Source organism: Amycolatopsis halotolerans (assembly GCF_042647905.1).
Taxonomy (GTDB): Bacteria; Actinomycetota; Actinomycetes; order Mycobacteriales; family Pseudonocardiaceae; genus Amycolatopsis; species Amycolatopsis halotolerans.
Map to the genome: position 1 here is coordinate 18,816 of NZ_JBHRWI010000044.1, position 16,717 is coordinate 35,532.

At 69.6% G+C, this 16,717-nt stretch carries 16 protein-coding genes; 5 read left to right on the forward strand and 11 right to left on the reverse strand.

The features are described from left to right. Positions 1-811: 811 nt before the first annotated feature. Positions 812-1,705 carry a LysR family transcriptional regulator gene (locus ACFORO_RS33100; RefSeq protein WP_354750958.1) on the reverse strand — a complete coding sequence of 298 codons (894 nt, stop codon included), beginning with the start codon at positions 1,703-1,705 and terminating at the stop codon, positions 812-814. A gap of 82 nt (positions 1,706-1,787) precedes the next feature. On the opposite strand from ACFORO_RS33100, the gene ACFORO_RS33105 reads away from it, so the two are divergent. After that, positions 1,788-2,684 carry a DMT family transporter gene (locus ACFORO_RS33105; protein WP_377871786.1) on the forward strand — a complete coding sequence of 299 codons (897 nt, stop codon included), beginning with the start codon at positions 1,788-1,790 and terminating at the stop codon, positions 2,682-2,684. On the opposite strand, the gene ACFORO_RS33110 is transcribed toward ACFORO_RS33105, so the two are convergent. The 9 genes from ACFORO_RS33110 to ACFORO_RS33150 form a co-directional block, all read right to left on the reverse strand. Beyond that, positions 2,681-3,454, reverse strand: coding sequence for a class I SAM-dependent methyltransferase (locus tag ACFORO_RS33110; RefSeq protein ID WP_377871785.1), 774 nt, complete (start codon positions 3,452-3,454; stop codon positions 2,681-2,683). The genes ACFORO_RS33105 and ACFORO_RS33110 overlap by 4 nt on opposite strands. 52 nt (positions 3,455-3,506) lie before the next feature. After that, complete coding sequence (locus tag ACFORO_RS33115) at positions 3,507-4,340, reverse strand: endo alpha-1,4 polygalactosaminidase (RefSeq protein ID WP_377871784.1); 834 nt, start codon at positions 4,338-4,340, stop codon at positions 3,507-3,509. 180 nt (positions 4,341-4,520) lie between these two features. Then, the gene (melA, locus tag ACFORO_RS33120) at positions 4,521-5,825 is read right to left on the reverse strand and encodes an alpha-glucosidase/alpha-galactosidase (protein WP_377871783.1); all 1,305 of its coding nucleotides are present in this window, start codon (positions 5,823-5,825) and stop codon (positions 4,521-4,523) included. Next, positions 5,822-6,769 (reverse strand): carbohydrate kinase family protein, encoded by a 948-nt coding sequence (locus tag ACFORO_RS33125; protein ID WP_377871781.1) that lies wholly within the window; start codon positions 6,767-6,769, stop codon positions 5,822-5,824. The genes melA and ACFORO_RS33125 overlap by 4 nt, the downstream gene beginning before the upstream one ends. Positions 6,770-6,792: 23 nt before the next feature. Continuing rightward, positions 6,793-7,680, reverse strand: coding sequence for a carbohydrate ABC transporter permease (locus ACFORO_RS33130; protein ID WP_377871780.1), 888 nt, complete (start codon positions 7,678-7,680; stop codon positions 6,793-6,795). Next, positions 7,677-8,591 carry a carbohydrate ABC transporter permease gene (locus ACFORO_RS33135; protein WP_354750951.1) on the reverse strand — a complete coding sequence of 305 codons (915 nt, stop codon included), beginning with the start codon at positions 8,589-8,591 and terminating at the stop codon, positions 7,677-7,679. The genes ACFORO_RS33130 and ACFORO_RS33135 overlap by 4 nt, the downstream gene beginning before the upstream one ends. A gap of 10 nt (positions 8,592-8,601) precedes the next feature. Then, a complete protein-coding gene (locus tag ACFORO_RS33140; protein ID WP_377871779.1) occupies positions 8,602-9,885 on the reverse strand; it encodes an ABC transporter substrate-binding protein in 1,284 nt (427 codons plus the stop codon). Between the two features lie 58 nt (positions 9,886-9,943). Next, positions 9,944-11,125 carry a Gfo/Idh/MocA family protein gene (locus ACFORO_RS33145; protein WP_377871778.1) on the reverse strand — a complete coding sequence of 394 codons (1,182 nt, stop codon included), beginning with the start codon at positions 11,123-11,125 and terminating at the stop codon, positions 9,944-9,946. Between the two features lie 9 nt (positions 11,126-11,134). Next, positions 11,135-11,881: a DeoR family transcriptional regulator gene (locus ACFORO_RS33150; protein WP_377871777.1), complete on the reverse strand. Its 747-nt coding sequence runs from the start codon at positions 11,879-11,881 to the stop codon at positions 11,135-11,137. Positions 11,882-12,114: 233 nt separating this feature from the next. Here ACFORO_RS33150 and ACFORO_RS33155 point away from each other — a divergent pair, with 233 nt between their 5' ends. Genes ACFORO_RS33155 through ACFORO_RS33165 form a run of 3 tightly spaced genes read left to right on the forward strand, consistent with a single transcriptional unit; the run spans position 12,115 to position 14,662 of the window. Next, positions 12,115-12,942 carry an SIS domain-containing protein gene (locus ACFORO_RS33155; RefSeq protein WP_377871790.1) on the forward strand — a complete coding sequence of 276 codons (828 nt, stop codon included), beginning with the start codon at positions 12,115-12,117 and terminating at the stop codon, positions 12,940-12,942. Beyond that, positions 12,942-13,829, forward strand: a complete 888-nt coding sequence (locus ACFORO_RS33160) for a 1-phosphofructokinase family hexose kinase (protein WP_377871775.1) — start codon at positions 12,942-12,944, stop codon at positions 13,827-13,829. The genes ACFORO_RS33155 and ACFORO_RS33160 overlap by 1 nt, the downstream gene beginning before the upstream one ends. Further along, positions 13,826-14,662 carry a class II fructose-bisphosphate aldolase gene (locus ACFORO_RS33165; RefSeq protein ID WP_377871774.1) on the forward strand — a complete coding sequence of 279 codons (837 nt, stop codon included), beginning with the start codon at positions 13,826-13,828 and terminating at the stop codon, positions 14,660-14,662. The genes ACFORO_RS33160 and ACFORO_RS33165 overlap by 4 nt, the downstream gene beginning before the upstream one ends. On the opposite strand, the gene ACFORO_RS33170 is transcribed toward ACFORO_RS33165, so the two are convergent. Next, entirely contained in the window at positions 14,598-15,320 is a 723-nt protein-coding gene (locus ACFORO_RS33170) for a DUF6461 domain-containing protein (RefSeq protein WP_377896701.1), read from the reverse strand. The two genes, ACFORO_RS33165 and ACFORO_RS33170, sit on opposite strands and share 65 nt — an antisense overlap. A gap of 116 nt (positions 15,321-15,436) precedes the next feature. On the opposite strand from ACFORO_RS33170, the gene ACFORO_RS33175 reads away from it, so the two are divergent. Beyond that, entirely contained in the window at positions 15,437-16,648 is a 1,212-nt protein-coding gene (locus ACFORO_RS33175; RefSeq protein WP_377896702.1) for an amidohydrolase family protein, read from the forward strand. The last annotated feature ends 69 nt before the right edge of the window (positions 16,649-16,717 follow it).

Below are 16,717 nucleotides of genomic sequence, written 5' to 3' on the forward strand. Positions count from 1 at the left end.
CCATTCCCGCACGGAGGAGGTCCCCCGGCCAATCCGCCAACCCGGGGGTTCGCCGCGCCTCATCAGGGTGACGGAGGCGGGTTTGGGCCGCGTTGACGGAGACTGCGCGTGAGTTATCCCTACCCGATCGGGGTGTAACGATGTCGGTTTCCGGTCGGCCGCCCAGGTCGGCGCGGAAAGAGCCGGAGAAATTGGCGGAAGGCCATCAACCCGTTCCGGTGAGTCCGCTTCCACCCGTCGTCCGGCGCGAACCCGGTACGGACTGGTCCGTTCGGGGTCGTGGTCGCGCATTCGCGTCGTTAATGTGGTGCGTTCGTTACCGGGGAAAGTGGGGTGGTCGTGATTCGTGGCTCTGGATTCCCGGGTCGGGAGTGCCGGGCTCGCTGCGTTCGCGGCCTGGTTGTGCGTGAGGGGACTCCTCGCGAAACCGTGGTTGCGTGGGGCACCCCGAAGCTTGATTGTGCTGACGGTTCGGGGGTGCTTGTCAAGGCGGGAAAGATGCCTTGACAAGCACCCCCGAACCGCAGAGGAGGCTTCGTATCGGGGTTGGGGGAGGGGCTGGGTGCCTCGATCGTTGGGTGCATCGGCGGCGGTTTCGGGTTGGGGCCAGCGCCCCAATGTGGCATTGGGTGCGTGCGATGCACCGAACGCCACATTGGGTGCGTCGCACGCACCGAATGCCGCATTGGGTGCGTCGCGATCGCGGCCGTGGGGGCGGTCCGTGAAGGGCTCCTTGAGGGAGTCTGATTCCATCGAGGGGTCCTTCCCGGACTTCGGTGGCGCTCCGGGCGGCGCGTCAGGCTTGGGGGTGTCAGCCGACGCTGGCTTTCTCCGGGCAGACCAGGCTTTCCAGCAGTTCCACCGCGCGCCGGGCGGCTGGGTGCTCCGCGATCGGCTTCTTCACCGCGAGGCTGAGGTGCCGGACCGGCGCGGGGGAGGCCAGTGCGACCGTCGTGAGGCCGTCCGGCAGTTCGCCGATGCCCAGCGCCGGGACCACGGTCAGCCCGATTCCCGTTGCCACGAAAGACATCGCGGTCCGGTAGTCGTGGGTTTCGACGACGAAGCTGGGCGAGAACCCGGCTTGCGTGCAGGCGTTGAGCAGGACCTGCCGGCAAGGGCCCTCGCGCAGGTCGTTGTCGACCCAATGCCGCTGCGCGAGCGCGGCCAGCGGCACCTCGGGCAGCCCGGCGAGCGGGTCGTCGAGGCGGACGACCGCCAGGTACGGGTCCTCGGCCAGTCGGTGCACGACGACCGACCCGGGGTGCTCGGCGCCGGTCTCCTCCACGAAGATGTCGATGTCCGGGTCGCCCGGCGTGAACTCGGTCAGCATCAGGTCCAGCCGCAGACCGGGGAACTCGGTGCGCAGCGCGGCGACGGTCGGGGCCAGCCACGTCGAGCCGGCCGAGCCGAAGTAGCCGATCGACAGCCGCCCGACGCGTCCGGCGCGCAGTTCGGTGACGACCTGCTCGACCCGGCTGAAGGACTCGAACAGCGCTTCCGCTTCGGCGGCGAGGGTCCGCCCGGCCTCGGTGGGCTCGATGCCGCGGCCGGACCGTTCGAACAGTTGCAGCCCGGTCTCCCGTTGCAGCGTGGTGATTTGCTGGCTCACCGCGGAGGGCGTGTAGCCGAGGGCGGCGGCGCTCGCGCGAATCGACCCGGAGGCGACGACGGCGCGCAGCACGCGGAGACGGGGGATGTCCAGCATGCTGTCAATGTACAGCGGTCCTTAACGGAGGTACAGAACTCATCGCTTGTGCTGTACATAGCCGCGAGGTGACGATGGTCAGGTGACCGATCTCGTGGAAACCGCCCAGCCCGCCGGCAAGACCGACCTCGGCAAGATCGCGGCCGCTGCCGGGCTCGCCGTCGTGCTGTGGGCCTCGTCGTTCGTCGCCATCCGCAGCGTGGGGCACGCGCTGTCCCCGGCGCCGCTGGCGCTGCTCCGGCTCGCCGTCGCGGCCGTCGCGCTCACCGTGTTCGTACTGGCCAAGGGCGCGGTCCGCGTCCGGCTGTCCCGCAAGGCGTTCCTGCTGGTCGCGGCGTACGCCGTGCTGTGGCTGGCCGCGTACACCGTCGTGCTCAACGCGGGGGAGCGGCACGTCGACGCCGGGACCGCGGCCTTGCTGGTGAACCTCGCGCCGCTGATGGTCGCCGTCGCGGCCGGGAAGTTCCTCGGCGAAGGCTTCTCGCGCTCGCTGATCATCGGCTCGCTCGTCGCGCTGGGCGGGGCCGCGCTGATCGCGACCGGCGCCACCGGAAGCAACGACTGGGCAGGCGTCCTGCTGTGCCTGCTGGCCGCTGTCCTGTACGCCGCCGGAGTCATGGTCCAGAAGGTGACGCTGCGCCACGTCGACGGGCTGACCGCCATCTGGCTCGGCTGTGTCGTCGGGACCGTGGTGCTGCTGCCGTGGGCACCGCAACTGATCGGCGAACTGCAGGTGGCACCCACCGGCGCGGTGCTCGGCAGTGTCTACTTGGGAGTGTTCCCCACCGCTGTCGGCTTCACGGCGTGGGCGTACGCCCTGCGCCGCACGGACGCCGGTCGCCTGACGATGGTGACCTACGCCGTGCCCGCGGTGGCGGTGCTGCTGTCGTGGCTGCTGCTCGCCGAAACCCCGAGCGCGTATGGGCTCATCGGCGGGGTGCTCTGCCTGGCCGGTGTGGCGATCTCGCGCCGCCGTTAACGGCGGCCCCACACCGAGACCAGGGGATAGGACGAGACGGTGAACCGCGGATCGGCGAGCACTCGGCGGAACTGCTCAAGTTCCTCCGGCCGCACGCCGTCCGCGGCCAGCTTCTCCGCCAGTTCCACCGAATTCGCGGCCAGCAACCGGATCTCCGGACCGCCACCAGGCCAGCGCGTCGTCACCCGCGCGCTGCCGACCTCGCGCAATCCGGCCCCGGCGAGCACCTCCGGCAGCCGCCCGGCCCATTCGACGTCGCTGCCCGCCTGTTCGAGCAGGTCCAGGATCCGCCCTTGCACGGAGCCGAAAACCGCCGCGCTCTCCTCGTCGGGCGTGGCGAGCACGGTTTGGCCGCGCGGCTCGATCTCCTCGAGGACCAGCCAGCCGCCGGGCGCGAGGGCGGCGGCGAGTTTCGCTACCAGTTCGTCGCGTTCCGGGAAGTGGATCAGCACCAGCCGCGCGTGGATCAGGTCGAACTTCCGGTCCGGCAGCGGCTCCTCGCGCACGTCGTGGCGCACGGCCGAGGCGTTCGCGGGCAGGTCGGCCAGCAGCCGGGTGTCGAGGTCGGTGGCCAGCACGTGGTCGGCCCGTTCGGCCAGCCACCGGGCGATCGACCCGCCGCCCGCGCCGATCTCCCAGCAGGACCAGCCCGCGCCGACCCCGAGGTTCCCCAGGTGCTGGACGGTGGTCGCGTCGTAGCTGGCTTCGAGGGCGGACATCCGGTCGCCGGCCGGGGCGGCCGCGTTGTCGAACGGGTACTCGTCGTCCATTCCGCCACCCTGCCAGCAACCGCGTGGCGGCGCTGGCAGGATGACGGAAGTCTCAGCAGGTTTCGCGGACGTGGGCGGGATTGCCCTCCGGCGTGACGTCCCGGTCGCGGCGGACGACGCTGAGAGTGGTGCCCCACTTGGCACACGCGTTGCTCAGGCCGTCCTCGGAGTATTCGATGACGATCACCTGGTTGCCGAAATACTGGGTGTACTCCGCGCAATTGTCCTGCTCGCCGCATTCCTCGGCGACGGCGAAGTCGAGACCGTTGTCCGCCCGCGACGAAGCGAGTTCCGAGGTGTTCTTCTGGCCGATCGCGAGGCCTTTCCCGTGCGCGCGCTGGGAAAGCAGCTTGACGAGGTCCTGGGCGTTGCGCGCGCTGAGCAGGCCCTGGGACCGGGTGAAGCTGTCGTAGTTGTCCGGCTCGACGGCCTGGTAGCCCTTGCCCGCGCACTCGTCGATCCACGTGCCGACCTTGTCCGCGATCCGGCCCCGCTTGTCCGCGGTGCGCAGGTCGAGCAGCGCCTCGTTCCAATGGCGATCCATGACGACGTTGCCGTCGCTGTCGCGCAGAACCAGGTCGCCCCAGTCCTTTTCGGCGCCGGGCTGAGCCTGGAAAGCGTTGACATAGCAGATGTTGTACAGCCCGGCGGCCGCCGGGGCGCTGTGGTCGCGGCTGACGACCTCGACGCCCGCAGGCGGCTGGTAGGGGCCGCCGATCTGGTAGTCGAACCCGGCGTGCGGGGCCGGCAGCGGGACTTGGCTGTGCGGCGAGGGCAGCGGCGCGCTTTCCGCGGTGCCGCTGGCCCCGAGCGCGCACGCCGAACTGCCGATCAGCAGGGCGGCGACGACGGTTCCGCGAGAAATCCGACCAGGAAGCGAATGCATCTGGTGACTCCAGCGTTGGTGAGTACGGCCCCGCCTCGGACGCTGGAGAAGACATCCTGGCGACTGGGTCCGGGCTCGCGGAAAGAAATCCGCATTACCGGCTGGGCGTACCTCTGGTGCCTGCCCGTCCGGCAGGCACCAGAAGCTTAGCGGATCACCGCGCCGCGCCGTCAAGACTCGTCAGCCGCCCAGCGTTTTCCGCAATCCGGGCTGGAGCGCGTCGCCGTGCGCGAGCACCATTTCGTCGCACAGTTCCCAGATGCGTTCGACCGGAAGCGCGGCCGCGGTGGCGGGATCGGTCATCGCGGCGTGGCGGATGTGCCGGGGATCGTCCTCGACCGCCGCGCGCACCACGAGTTCGGTGGTGCTCAGGTAAGTCCGGTTCAGTGCGGCGAGCTGCGGCGGAAGCGCGTTGACCCGCGTGGGACGGATGCCGGTGGCGTCGGCGAGACACGGCACTTCGACGGCTCCGGTCGCCGGGAGATTCGGGATCAGCCCGCGGTTGAGCACATTGCCGTAAACAGTGCGCGGCGTGCCGGTGACGACACTGTGGATGATCTGCGGCGCGTATTCGTTCGTGCCTTCGACGGTGAGCGGTTCGTCGCGCTCGACGGCCTGGCGCGTGCGTTCGTATTCGGCCTCGTTCTCCGCCACGACGTCCAGATACGCGCCGATCGGCAGCCGCAGCCGTTCGATTTCGCTGGCGTGGCCGAGATACCACGGCACGTATTCGGAGGAATGCTCGCTCGTTTCGGTGGGGTAGTAGCCGAGCCGCCGGAACATGTCGAACCGCACGCGCCGCCGCAGCTGCGGGTCCTCGGCGAGTTCGGCGAGCCGCGGGTACAGATCGTTGCCCTGGTGTTCCAGGCGCAGGATCCAGGCCTGGTGGTTGATGCCCGCGGCGTGGTAGGTGACCTTGGACAGCGGCACCTCCAGCAGCGCGGCCAGGTCGTGCACCGTCCAGTACACCGAATGGCACAGGCCGACGACGCGGTCCGAGCCGAGTGTCTCGGAGAGGTACTGCACGTTCATCGCCATCGGATTCGTGTAGTTCAGCAGCCACGCCCGCGGGCAGACCTGCGCGATGTCCTCGCCGAGTTCGCGCAGGAACGGGAAAGTGCGCAGCGCACGGAAAATCCCGCCGACGCCGAGCGTGTCGCCGATCGTCTGCTTCACCCCGAAGCGCGCGGGGATGTCGAAGTCGACGCGGGTGGCCTCGCCCATTCCGATTTGGACCATGTTGATGACGAAATCCGCCCCGTCAAGGGCTTCCCGGCGGTCCGCGTGCGCGGTGAGGACCGGCTTTGCTCCGCGCGCTTCGGCGATGCGACCGGCCGCCGCGTGCGCGATGCGCAGGCGTTCCGGGTCGATGTCGTGCAGCGCGACGTGCACCTCGGCCAGTTCGGGGTAGGCGAACAGGTCCGCGAGCAGACCCTGGGTGAACACGACGCTGCCGGCGCCGATGAAGGTGATCTTGGTGGTCATGCGCTTTCCGTTTCAGTGGTTTCGGTGAGGTGGAGCTCGTTCCAAGTGGGCTGGCCGTCGATCCCGCCGTGCGCGAGCGTCGAACGGCCGCCGCCCTCGACCCCGGCCCGCAGCGCGTCGCGGAGCGGCAGACCGCGCAGCGTCGCGGCGAGGAACGCGGCGTTGAAGCTGTCCCCGGCGCCGACGGTGTCGAGCGGGGTGATCGCGGACGCGGGAACCGTCACGGTTTCGCCGCGGTGGTGCGCGAGAGCGCCGTCGGCACCGTTCTTGACGACGACGGTAGGACCCTGTGCGGCGAGATGGGCCGCGGCGTCGAGGAGGCTGGATTTCCCGGACAGCTGCAGGGCTTCGGCGGCGTTGGGCAGGAGATAGCCGGTCTCCTGAAGGACCAGCGGGATGCCGCTGGGATCCCACTGCCGCGCCGGGTCGTCGTTGGTGTCCAGCGAGGTCGTCGCGCCGTGCGCCCGAGCGGTGCGGAACAGCTCCGGCAGCCCGGCGGCCAGCTTGGGCATCAGGAAGTACGACGAGGCGTGGACGTGCCGGGCGCTCGCCAGCAACTCGGCGGGGACGTCCGCCGCGGACACCGCGTCCAGCACTCCGGAGCTGGTGATGATGGCGCGGCTGTCGTCGCGGGTCAGAATCGCGGTGAGCGGGGTCGGCAACGTCGGATCCACCGTGAGGGCTCGCGTGTCGACGCCGCGGTCCTCGAGGATGTCGCGGACGAAGCGACCGGCGGGGTCGTCGCCGATCCGTCCGGCGAAGGCGACTTTCAGCCCCAGCCGGGCAGCCCCGGCGGCGGTGATCGCGGCGGACCCGCCGAGCGTGATGCAGCCGTGGCCGACGAGGTTCTCCCGTTGCCGGAAGTCGAGGTCCTCGGTCAGCGGCCCGAGGACGACGTCGGGGTTGACGTCGCCGAGCACGAGCAGGTCGAAGCGGTGCGGCATGCGTGGTTCCTCTGGACGACTCGTCAGCCTTTGAGGCCGCTGGAGGTGATGGACTGGATGAACGTCTTCTGCGCGCCCAGGAACGCCAGCAGCACCGGCAGCACGGTGATGACGTTCCCGGCCATCACCGCCGCCCAGTTGGTGTGGTGCTGTCCCTGGAAAGTGGTCAGGCCGAGCTGCAGCGTGTACTGGGTGTCGTGGTTGATCGCGATCAACGGCCAGGTCAGGTCGTTCCAGGTGCTGAGGAAGGTCAGCACCGCGACGGTGCTCAAGGCGGGCCGGGACAGCGGGAGCACGATCCGGACCAGCACTCGCAGCCGTGAACAGCCGTCGATCCAGGCCGCTTCTTCCAGCTCGCGCGGGAGCGACAGGAAGAACTGCCGCAGGAGGAACACAGCGAACGGCGTGACCAGCGACGGAACGATCAGCGCGCCGAGCGAGTCGATGAGGCCGAGCTTCTTCATCACCAGGAACGTCGGGATCATGGTGAGCTGGAAGGGCACCGCCATGGTCGCCATCATCAGCCCGAGCATCGCCTTCGAACCGCGGAACCGCATGCGCGCGAACGCGTAACCGCCGAGCGAGCCGAACACGAGGTTGGCCGCCACGGTCACGACCGACACGATCAGCGAGTTGGAGAACCAGCGCAGGAACAGCGCGTTCTCCAGCACGTACCGGTAGCCGGAGAAGTCGATCCCGGACGGCCACAGCGACGGCGGGAACCGGTTGATCTCCGCGTTGCTCATCACCGAACTCAGCAGCAGCCACACCAGCGGGGCCGCGAACACCAGAGCCAGCGGGGCCAGCAGCAGATGCCACGGGCTGAACGGCAGCCGCCAGCGCCGGCGCTGGCGCGCGACATCAGGCAGCCGGGCCGCGGAAACCGGGGCAACGTGCGCGCGCGTGGTCATCGAGCCTCCTTGTTGCGGCGCAGCAGCCGGACGCCCAGCCCGAGCGCCAGCAGCACGACGGCGAGCACGTACGCGGCGGCGGCGCCGTATCCGGCGGTGAAGTTCTGGAACGCCTGCTGCCAGATGAAGTAGACGATCACCGTGGTCGAACCGAGCGGCCCGCCCTTCGTGGTGACGTAGGTCAGGTCGAAGACCTGGAGCGATTGGATCAGCTGCCACAGCGTCAGGAACGTGGTCACCGGCAGCACGGCGGGCAGGGTGACGTGCCTCAGGATCCGGAATGGACCCGCGCCGTCCAGCCGCGCGGCTTCGACGAGCGACGGCGGCACGTCCTGCAGCGCGGCCAGGAAGACCACCATGCAGAATCCGGTGCCGCTCCACAGCGTGATGGCGACCAGGATCAGCAGCGCCTGCGACGGGTCGGTCAGAAAGCCTTGCTGGCTCAGGCCGATCCGGTGCAGCAGCGAGTTGGCGACGCCGAATTCGGGGTCGAGGATGAACGAGAACAGGACGCCCTGCGCGGTCGCCGACAGCACGAACGGCACGAACATCAACGTCCGGTACACGCCGATGAAGCGCACCCGCCGGTTCAGCGCGAGCGCCAGCGCGAGGCCGAGCACGATGCTCAGCGGGACATATAACGCCGTGTACAGCAGCGTGTTGCCGACCGCTTGGCCGAAGTGCGGGTCCTGCGCGAGCGCCGCGTAGTTGTCGACGCCGACGAACCGGGACGGGGTGACGAGGTCGTCGGCCTGGAACGACAGGATCAGCGACCACACCACGGGCACCAGGCCGAGGCCGATGATGACGATCACCGACGGGCTCAGGTAGGCCCAGGCGGCGGCGGTCTCGCGGCGGCGCCGGGTCTTGGCGGCCGGAGCGACTGTGATCGGGCCGGGATGTACGGACATGGGCGGGGTCCTAACGGGGGATGATGAGGGCGGCGTTGGCCGCGGAAGCGCAGTCGCGCATGGCGTCGGCGGGGGTCGCGCGCCCGAGCAGCACCGAGACGATCGCCGCGGCGACGGCCTGCGAAACCTGCGGGTAGGCGGGGTGGTTGGCGCGGACGTGCGAGTTCTCGAGCGACTTGACGAACACGGAAAGGCCCGCGGTGTCCCGGGTTTTCCGCTGCCACTCCGGAAGGCGTTGCGATTCGGCGCTCAGCGGGAGGCTGCCGGCGCCGACGTCCCAGACGACGTCCTGGGTCGGCGCGGTCAGCCAGCGCAGGAACGTCTTGGCCGCGGCGAGGCGGCGGTCGCCGTTGTCGAACACCGTCCAGGTGTCCGGGCCGGAGATGGTGATCGGGTTTCCGCTGAACGTGGGCAGCGGGACGATGCGGTAGTCGAGCCCCGCGTCGTTGATGTCGGGCAGTTGCCACGGACCGGTCGGCACCATCGCGATCCGGCCCGAGGCGAAGGCCTGGTACATCTGCTCGGAGCCCGGTTTCGGGTCGATGTAGACACTGCGGTCGGCGGAGAGCTGCCGGATGACGTCGAGCGCCCGCACCCCGCTGTCGGCGAAACCGATGCTGCGGCCGTCCTGGCCGACGATGGTGCCGCCGAGGTCCCAGATCATCGGCCACAGCCGCCAGACCGTGTCCTCGTCGCCCGCGCCGGGCCAGGCGGTGCCGAACTGTCCCTGGTCGCGGTTGGTCAGTTTCTTCGCGGCGGCCACGAAATCCGGCCAGCGCCAGGTGTCCTCCGGCAGCGGAACGCCGTGGTCCTGGAACAGTTTCTTGTTGCAGGCGACGGCGAGCGAGTCGAGCATCGCGGGCACGGCACGGACGCGCTCGTTCACGGTGACCGCTTCGAGCGCGGGCTTCCAGAACTGGGTGTCTTGGCTGACGACGTCGTCCATGTCGGCCACGCGCGGACTGCGGGCGATGCTGGCGAGGTCGGAGCCGAAGATGTAGGCGATGTCCGGGTAGGAACCGGAGGCGAGCGCCGCGGTCACCTTCTGCAGCATGGCATCGGCGAGCACGCCGCCGCCGAGGTCGATCCGGATGTCGGGGTGCTCGCGCTCGAACGAGGCGACCAGTTGCTTGAGGACTTTGAGGCCGGTGTCGTTCTGGCCGTGCCACATTTCGACGGTGACCGGTCCGGACGTGGCGGCGGGCGCCTCGGCGCAGGCCGCGGCGGCGGGCACCAGTGCCATCGCTGCCGCGCCGCGGAGAAACCCGCGCCGGGTCAGGGTTCGCACGCGCATGGGATCGTTTTCCTTCCCTCGCGCTAGCGCTGCGGGCGGGGACGGCGGGAGGGTGGGGTCATCTGCGGTTTCCTTCCGGCGGGGAGAAGTGGGCGGCTACCGTTTCGGGGAGGGGAGGGACGTCGATCGGCACGGAGCCGGAGCGCAGGGATTGCGTGGCGAGTGCGCCCGTCGCCACGGCCTCGCGGGCGGCGATCGGCGACAGTTCCGGCGGGTCGCCGTGCACGACGTAACGCAGGAATTCAGTCATGGTAAGGAGATCGGCGTCCTGGTGTCCTGATGCGACACCGTCGATCGGGTGCTCGAGGTCTCCGTCCAGCGACCAGCCGCGGCGGCGATTCCACACTTTTACCGCGCCGCCGCCGGTGTCGCCGAAGTTCTCCGCGCGGCCCTCGGTGCCGATCACGGTGTAATTGCGCCAGTAATCGGGCGTGAAGTGGCATTGTTCGTAGCTGGCGAGGACGCCGTTGTCGAGTCGCATGTGGACCATCGAGAGGTCTTCGACGTCGACGACCGGGTTGAGGCCGGTTTGCGTTGCCGGGGGCCAGTTGTCGAAGGAGAACCAGTCGTCGGCGAGCCGGTCGCCTTGGCCGCTTCGGTCGGTGATCTCGCCATAGACGGCCAGGTCGCCCATCGCGGTGACGCGGCGGGTGAAGCCGCCGGCGAGGTAGTGGATGACGTCGAGGTCGTGGCTGGCTTTCTGCAGCAGCAGGGAATTCACGCGGCTGCGGTCGGCGTGCCAGTCCTTGAAGTAGTAGTCGCCGCCGTTGCCGACGAAATGACGGCACCACACGGCTTTCACCTCGCCGATCTCGCCGCGGGTCACGACGTCGTGCAGCGTGCGGACGACGGCCGCGTGCCGGAAGTTGTGTCCGATGTAGAGCTTCGTGCCGGTTTCCTGGGCGGCGGCGAGGACCGCGTCCGCGTCGGGAAGCGTTGTGGCGAGCGGCTTTTCGAGGTACACGGCCACTCCAGCGCGGAGCAGGTCGACGGCGATCTCGGCGTGCGTCCAGTCCGGTGAGGTGACAATCGCGGCGTCGACCAGCTTCGCGAGTTCTTGATGTCCGGCCACGACCTCGATGGCGCCGAACATTTCGCGTGCGCGCGCCCGGCCTCGCTCATCGGGATCCGAAGCGGCGACAATCTCCGCCGCGACCCCGGATTCCGTTACGTGCCGGGCGATCTCGGCCCGCAGGCCGACTCCGACCACACCGACCCGCAGCATCCCGCGGTTCGCCACGTCGCCACCTCACTTCTGCGTGATATTGATCTGCATCATGGCAAAACAATCAGAAATGTGCAACGGGCGGTTCGTCCGGCGACGACGAGCTCCCCGGAGGCCGCGGCCAGGTCGGCGGCGAACGACGCGGGCACCTCGGAGTCGGTGCCCGGGACGTCGATCGCGTCGAGCCGGCAGCTGCAGGCGAACGTCGGCTTCTCCCTCGTGCAGCTTAGTCGCGCCATACTGTGCGCTCAGGCCGTCGACGCCGAGGATGACCGTGTCGAGCGCGAACGCCGAGAGCGCGTCCGAGACGAGCGGGCCGACCAGCTCGCAGGACTGCCGCCGGTCACGGCGATCTTGACCTGCGCACGGACAGGCAGCTCGTAGGCGATGTTGAGCGCGTTTGGTGACGACGGTCAGCCCGGTGTCGCCGTCGGTGCGGACGAACCGCTCGCTCTTGCCCAGCGCGCGGGCGACCTCGGTGGTCGTGGTGCCGCCGTTGCTGCCGACGGTTTCCCCTGGCCGCACCAGGTCGGCGGCGCGGGCGGCGATCGCGGTCTTCGCCTCGGCCTGCCGCGCGGTCTTGTACTGCAGCGGCAGTTCGTAGCCGGTGCGGCGGCCCCGCCGTGGGTGCGGGTGATCAGCGAAGCTCGCCAGGTCCCGCCGAGCGGTCGCGGGGGAGACGTCGAGCGCGTCGCCGATCTCCGAAATCGTGACGTTGCCCCGTTCGCTCACCAATTCGAGCAGGACGTTCAAGCGTTGCCGGGGCGTCATGCCGGGTCTCTCGTTCCTGGTCGGAGGCGGTCCGGCGCTGATCCTAGAGCGCGCGTCGGCGCAACCGCGTGAGCGAATCTGCATGTGAACGCCTAGACCGATCAAAATCACTCAAGTACCCTGACGGAGGCGATCACGTCCCTCGCCCTGGATCGAAAGGCCTTCATCCCGTGTCCTCCCTTCCGGATGCCCCCGGCTCCTTCGTGGCCGCCGAACTGGCTTCCCAGCCCGAGATGTGGCGCGCCGCGGCCGCCCTCGCCCCGTCCGCCGCCCTGCCCCAGCCGGGCGAACGAGTGGCGGTCGTCGGCTGCGGCACCAGCTGGTTCATCGCGATGAGCTACGCCGTCGCCCGCGAACAACGCGGCCACGGGATCACCGACGCCTTCGCCGGCTCGGAGTATCCGGCGTCGCGCGAATACGACCGCGTCGTGGCGATCTCCCGCTCCGGCACCACGACCGAGATCATCGACCTGCTCACCGCCCTGCCCGCGCAGCGCACCGTGCTGATCACCGCGGTCGGCGACAGCCCCGCTGCCGCACTCGCGGACGAGGTCGTCGAGCTTTCCTTCGCCGACGAACAATCCGTCGTGCAAACGCGGTTCGCCACCACCGCACTCGCGCTGCTGCGCGCGGGCCTGGGCGACGACATCGACCAGCTCGCCGCGGCCTGCGCTGACGCGTTGGCCCAACCGGTCGACGACCTGCTCGACGCCGAACAGGTCACCTTCGTCGGCCGCGGCCCCGCCGTCGGCCTGGCCTGCGAGGCAGCGCTGAAAACCCGCGAGGCGGCACAGTTCTGGGCCGAGTCCTATCCCGCCATGGACTACCGCCACGGCCCGATCGCGATCGCTCAGCCAGGCCGTCTCGTCTGGTCGCTAGGCGAGCCCCCCGCCGGACTCGCGGACGAGGTCGCCCGCACCGGCGCGCGATTCGTGCACCACGACCTGGACCCGCTGGCCGCACTCGTGGTCGCGCAACGCTTCGCCGTCGCGCTGGCCGCCCGGCGCGGCCTTGACCCCGACCGCCCGCGTTCGCTGACGCGCTCGGTCATCCTCGCCTGATGATCGTCGCCGTGACGCCGAACCCGGCCATCGACGTCACCTACCGGGTCGGCACCCATACGCCCGGCGACACGAACCGGGTGCTGGAGGTGCGGCGACGCCCAGGCGGCAAGGGCGTGAACGTCGCCCGGGTGCTGGCCGCACTGGACGTCCCGGTCAAGGCGGTGCTCCCGTTGGGCGGGGACGCGGGCCGGTGGCTCGGTTCTGCCTTGGACGTCCCGTTCGACGCCGTCCCGATTTCCGGCGAGAACCGCACCACCGTGACGGTGACCGGGGACGGTCACCCCACTGTCTATACGGAACCCGGCCCGGAAGTGTCCGAAGCGGAATGGACGGCTTTCGGCAGGTGCCTGGCCGCGTGCTTGTCTGATGCCGGATTCCTGGCGGTTTCCGGCTCCCTGCCGCGCGGCGCCTCGCCGGACCTGGTCGCGGAGTGGGTCCGCATCGCCCGGAAAGCCGGGGTACGGACACTGGTCGACGCATCTGGTCCAGCTCTGCTGGCCGCTGCGCGGGCCGGTGCTGTCGTGAAGCCGAACCGGGCTGAGCTGCTCGACGCAACTTCTACGGCCGACGAGGCTTCCGGCGCGGGAACGCTTCTCCGCCTTGGCGCGGAGTTGGCCGTCGTTTCGCGCGGGGCCGACGGAATCGCTGCCTACACCCCGGGCGGTGTCTTCACCGTCCCCGCCATCCCCGGCGTGCACGGCAACCCCACCGGTGCCGGAGACGCCGCAACCGCCGGACTGGCCGCCGCCCTCGCCGCCGGTCGTCCCCTGATCGAAGCCCTGCGCACTGCCGCCGCACTGGGCGCCGCAGCCGTCCTCCGCCCAGTCGCGGGAGAGGTCGATCTGCCCGCCTACCGCCGATTCCTGAACGGAGCCCCCGCATGATCACCCGCCCCGACCTGCCCCGGCTGCTGGCCGCCGCCCGTGCGCGCGGCGCCGCCGTGGGCGCGTTCAACGTGATCATGCTGGAACACGCCGAGGCCATCGCCGACGGCGCGGAACAAGCCGGATTGCCGGTGGTGCTCCAAATCAGCGAGAACTGCGTCCGCTACCACGGCGGCCTGGCCCCGATCACCGTGGCGTCGTTGGCAATCGCCCGCCGCGCGTCTGTGGACATGCTGGTGCACCTGGACCACATCGAAGACCCCGAGTTGATCCGCGAAGGCATCGCACTGGGCGTCGACAGCGTGATGTACGACGGCTCGCGACTGCCCTACGCGGAAAACCTGCGCACGACCCGCGAAATCGCCGACCTGTGCCACGACGCGGGCGTGGCAGTGGAAGCGGAACTAGGCGAGGTAGGCGGCAAGGACGGCGTACACGCCCCCGGTGCCCGCACCGACCCGGCCGAAGCAGCGGACTTCGTGGCCGCGACCGGAGTCGACGCGCTGGCGGTGGCTGTCGGCACGTCCCACGCGATGGTGGAGCGGACCGCTCAAGTGGACCGCTCGCTGGTGACCCGATTGCGAGACGCCGTCCCGGTCCCGCTGGTATTGCACGGCTCGTCCGGCCTGTCCGACGAAGAACTGCGCGGTGCGGTGGTGAGCGGGATGACCAAGATCAATATCTCAACGCACCTGAACGGCCTGTTCACGCGCTCGGTGCGGCAGTTCCTGGCGGAGCAGCCGGAGGCGGTGGACCCGAGGAAGTACGTCAGGCTGGGGAGGACGGCGGTGGCTTCGGAGACTGCTCGGCTTCTGCGCCTGCTTGCGGGTTGACCCTGAGCGGCGGATTCGGCGGCGTGTACAGGTGCATGCGATAAGCGGTGGGGAGCGGTCCGTTGACAGTCTCCGGAGTCAGGCTGAATCCGAGGTGCCGCCCCAGGATCGCCATCATCGCGACCACGCAATCGCCGATCGGCATGATCGGGATGAAATCAAAGAGACCGGCCTCGGACATCTCTTCGTCGAACAAGCGCGGGCGGCGGCCGCCGCGCGTGTCGTACGGTGCGCCGCACTCTAGGGCGAAGACGTATTCACCGTGCGAGAGGTAGTTGATTACCGCGGGCTCGCCTTCATTCGCGGCGACGAAGACGACCTCGGTGTCGCGAGCCAGGTGGCTCGCGACACCGTCGACGTGGGTCTTCTGCTGGGAATACTCGACTGCGACTGTCCAGTCGCCTGACTCCGCTACGCGAATCCATTGCGGGCCTTCGTCGAAGCTGGCTGTCCGCAGCACGGGATCGCCGAGTGCCTGTTCTGCCGTCATCAGGCGCGCCGAGCCGGGGTCGATGTCGAAGGCGCGGAACACGTCGGTCGCGCTCATCCGGTGCACGAAGGTGAAGGCGCCGTCGAGCGCGACGCTGGCCGGGGAAGTCAGCCATGCCCAGTCCGGATCCAGGCGGTACCGCGCGGCTATCGGCGAATTCTCGTTCATCGGCGTCCCCCGGGCAGGCTTCGCTGGGGAGCTTACGCGGCCGACACGCTCGCACGGGAATCCACATCCGGTACTCTTGGTATACCAAAGCGCTCCCGCTGAGAAAGGTGCTCTCCGTGTTGATCCGTGACGTCCGTCCCTGGGGCGGTCAGCGCAGCGACGTCGAGGTGGCCGGCGGCCGGATCGCCGCGGTCCGGCCGCACGATCCGGCGGCGGCGCCTGGGCCGGACGTGGTCGAGGGGCGCGGGCGGTTGCTGTTCCCGTCGTTCAGCGACGTGCACGTCCACCTCGACTCGACGCGGATCGGGCTGCCGTTCCGGCCGCACACCGGCGCGCCGGGGGTGTGGGCGATGATGCTGAACGACCGCGAGAACTGGCGGGACGCCGAAGTCCCGCTGCCGGAGCGCGTCGCGGGCACGCTGGAGCGGATGATCGCGAACGGCACCACCCGCGTGCGCACCTACGCGCAGGTCGACGTGGACTGCCAGCTGGAGAAGCTCGACGCGGTCCTCGCGGCCAAGGTGCGGTTCGCCGGGCACGCGGACGTCGAGGTGATGGCGTTTCCGCAGGCCGGGATCCTGCGCGAGCCGGGCACGGTGGACGTGCTGGAGGCCTCGCTGCGTTCGGGCGCGTCGGTCGTCGGCGGGATCGATCCGTGTTCGCTCGACAAGGATCCCAAGGGGCACTTGGACGTCGTGTTCGGGCTGGCCGAGAAGCACGGCGTCGAGGTGGACATCCACCTGCACGAACCGGGGCATCTCGGCGTGTTTTCGACCGACCTGGTGATCGAGCGGGTCCGCGCGCTGGACATGCGGGGCAAAGTGACCATGTCGCACGCGTACGAGCTGGGGTCGGTTTCGGAAGCGGTGAGCCGCCGGCTGATCGACACGTTCGCGGAGCTGGACATCGCGATGGCGACCGTCGCGCCGTCCGTCGACCGGCAGTTGTCGCTCGCGGACCTGACGGCCTCGGGCGTGCGCGTCGGGCTGGGGGAGGACGGCCAGCGCGACTACTGGAGCCCGTACGGCAACTGCGACCTCCTCGACCGCACCTGGCAGCTGGCTTTCACCCACGGCTTCCGCCGCGACGAGCTGATCGAGATGGCCCTCGCGGTCGCGACGATCGGCGGCGCGTCGATCATGAGCCACGACGTCCCGCGATTGGCGGGCGTCGCCGACCGGCCCGGGGTGGCCGTCGGCGACCGCGCGGACCTGGTCCTGGTGGACGGCGAGACCCCGACGAGCGCGGTGATGGACCGGGGCAAGGACCGAACGGTGCTGCACGACGGGGTCGTGGTGGCCGATGGCCTGGCGGTCCTCGACCTCTGACCCCGGAAAGGTCCGTGAGGGGAACCCTGAGGGACTCTGATTCCCAATGCCAGGAACTTAGGCTGCTCT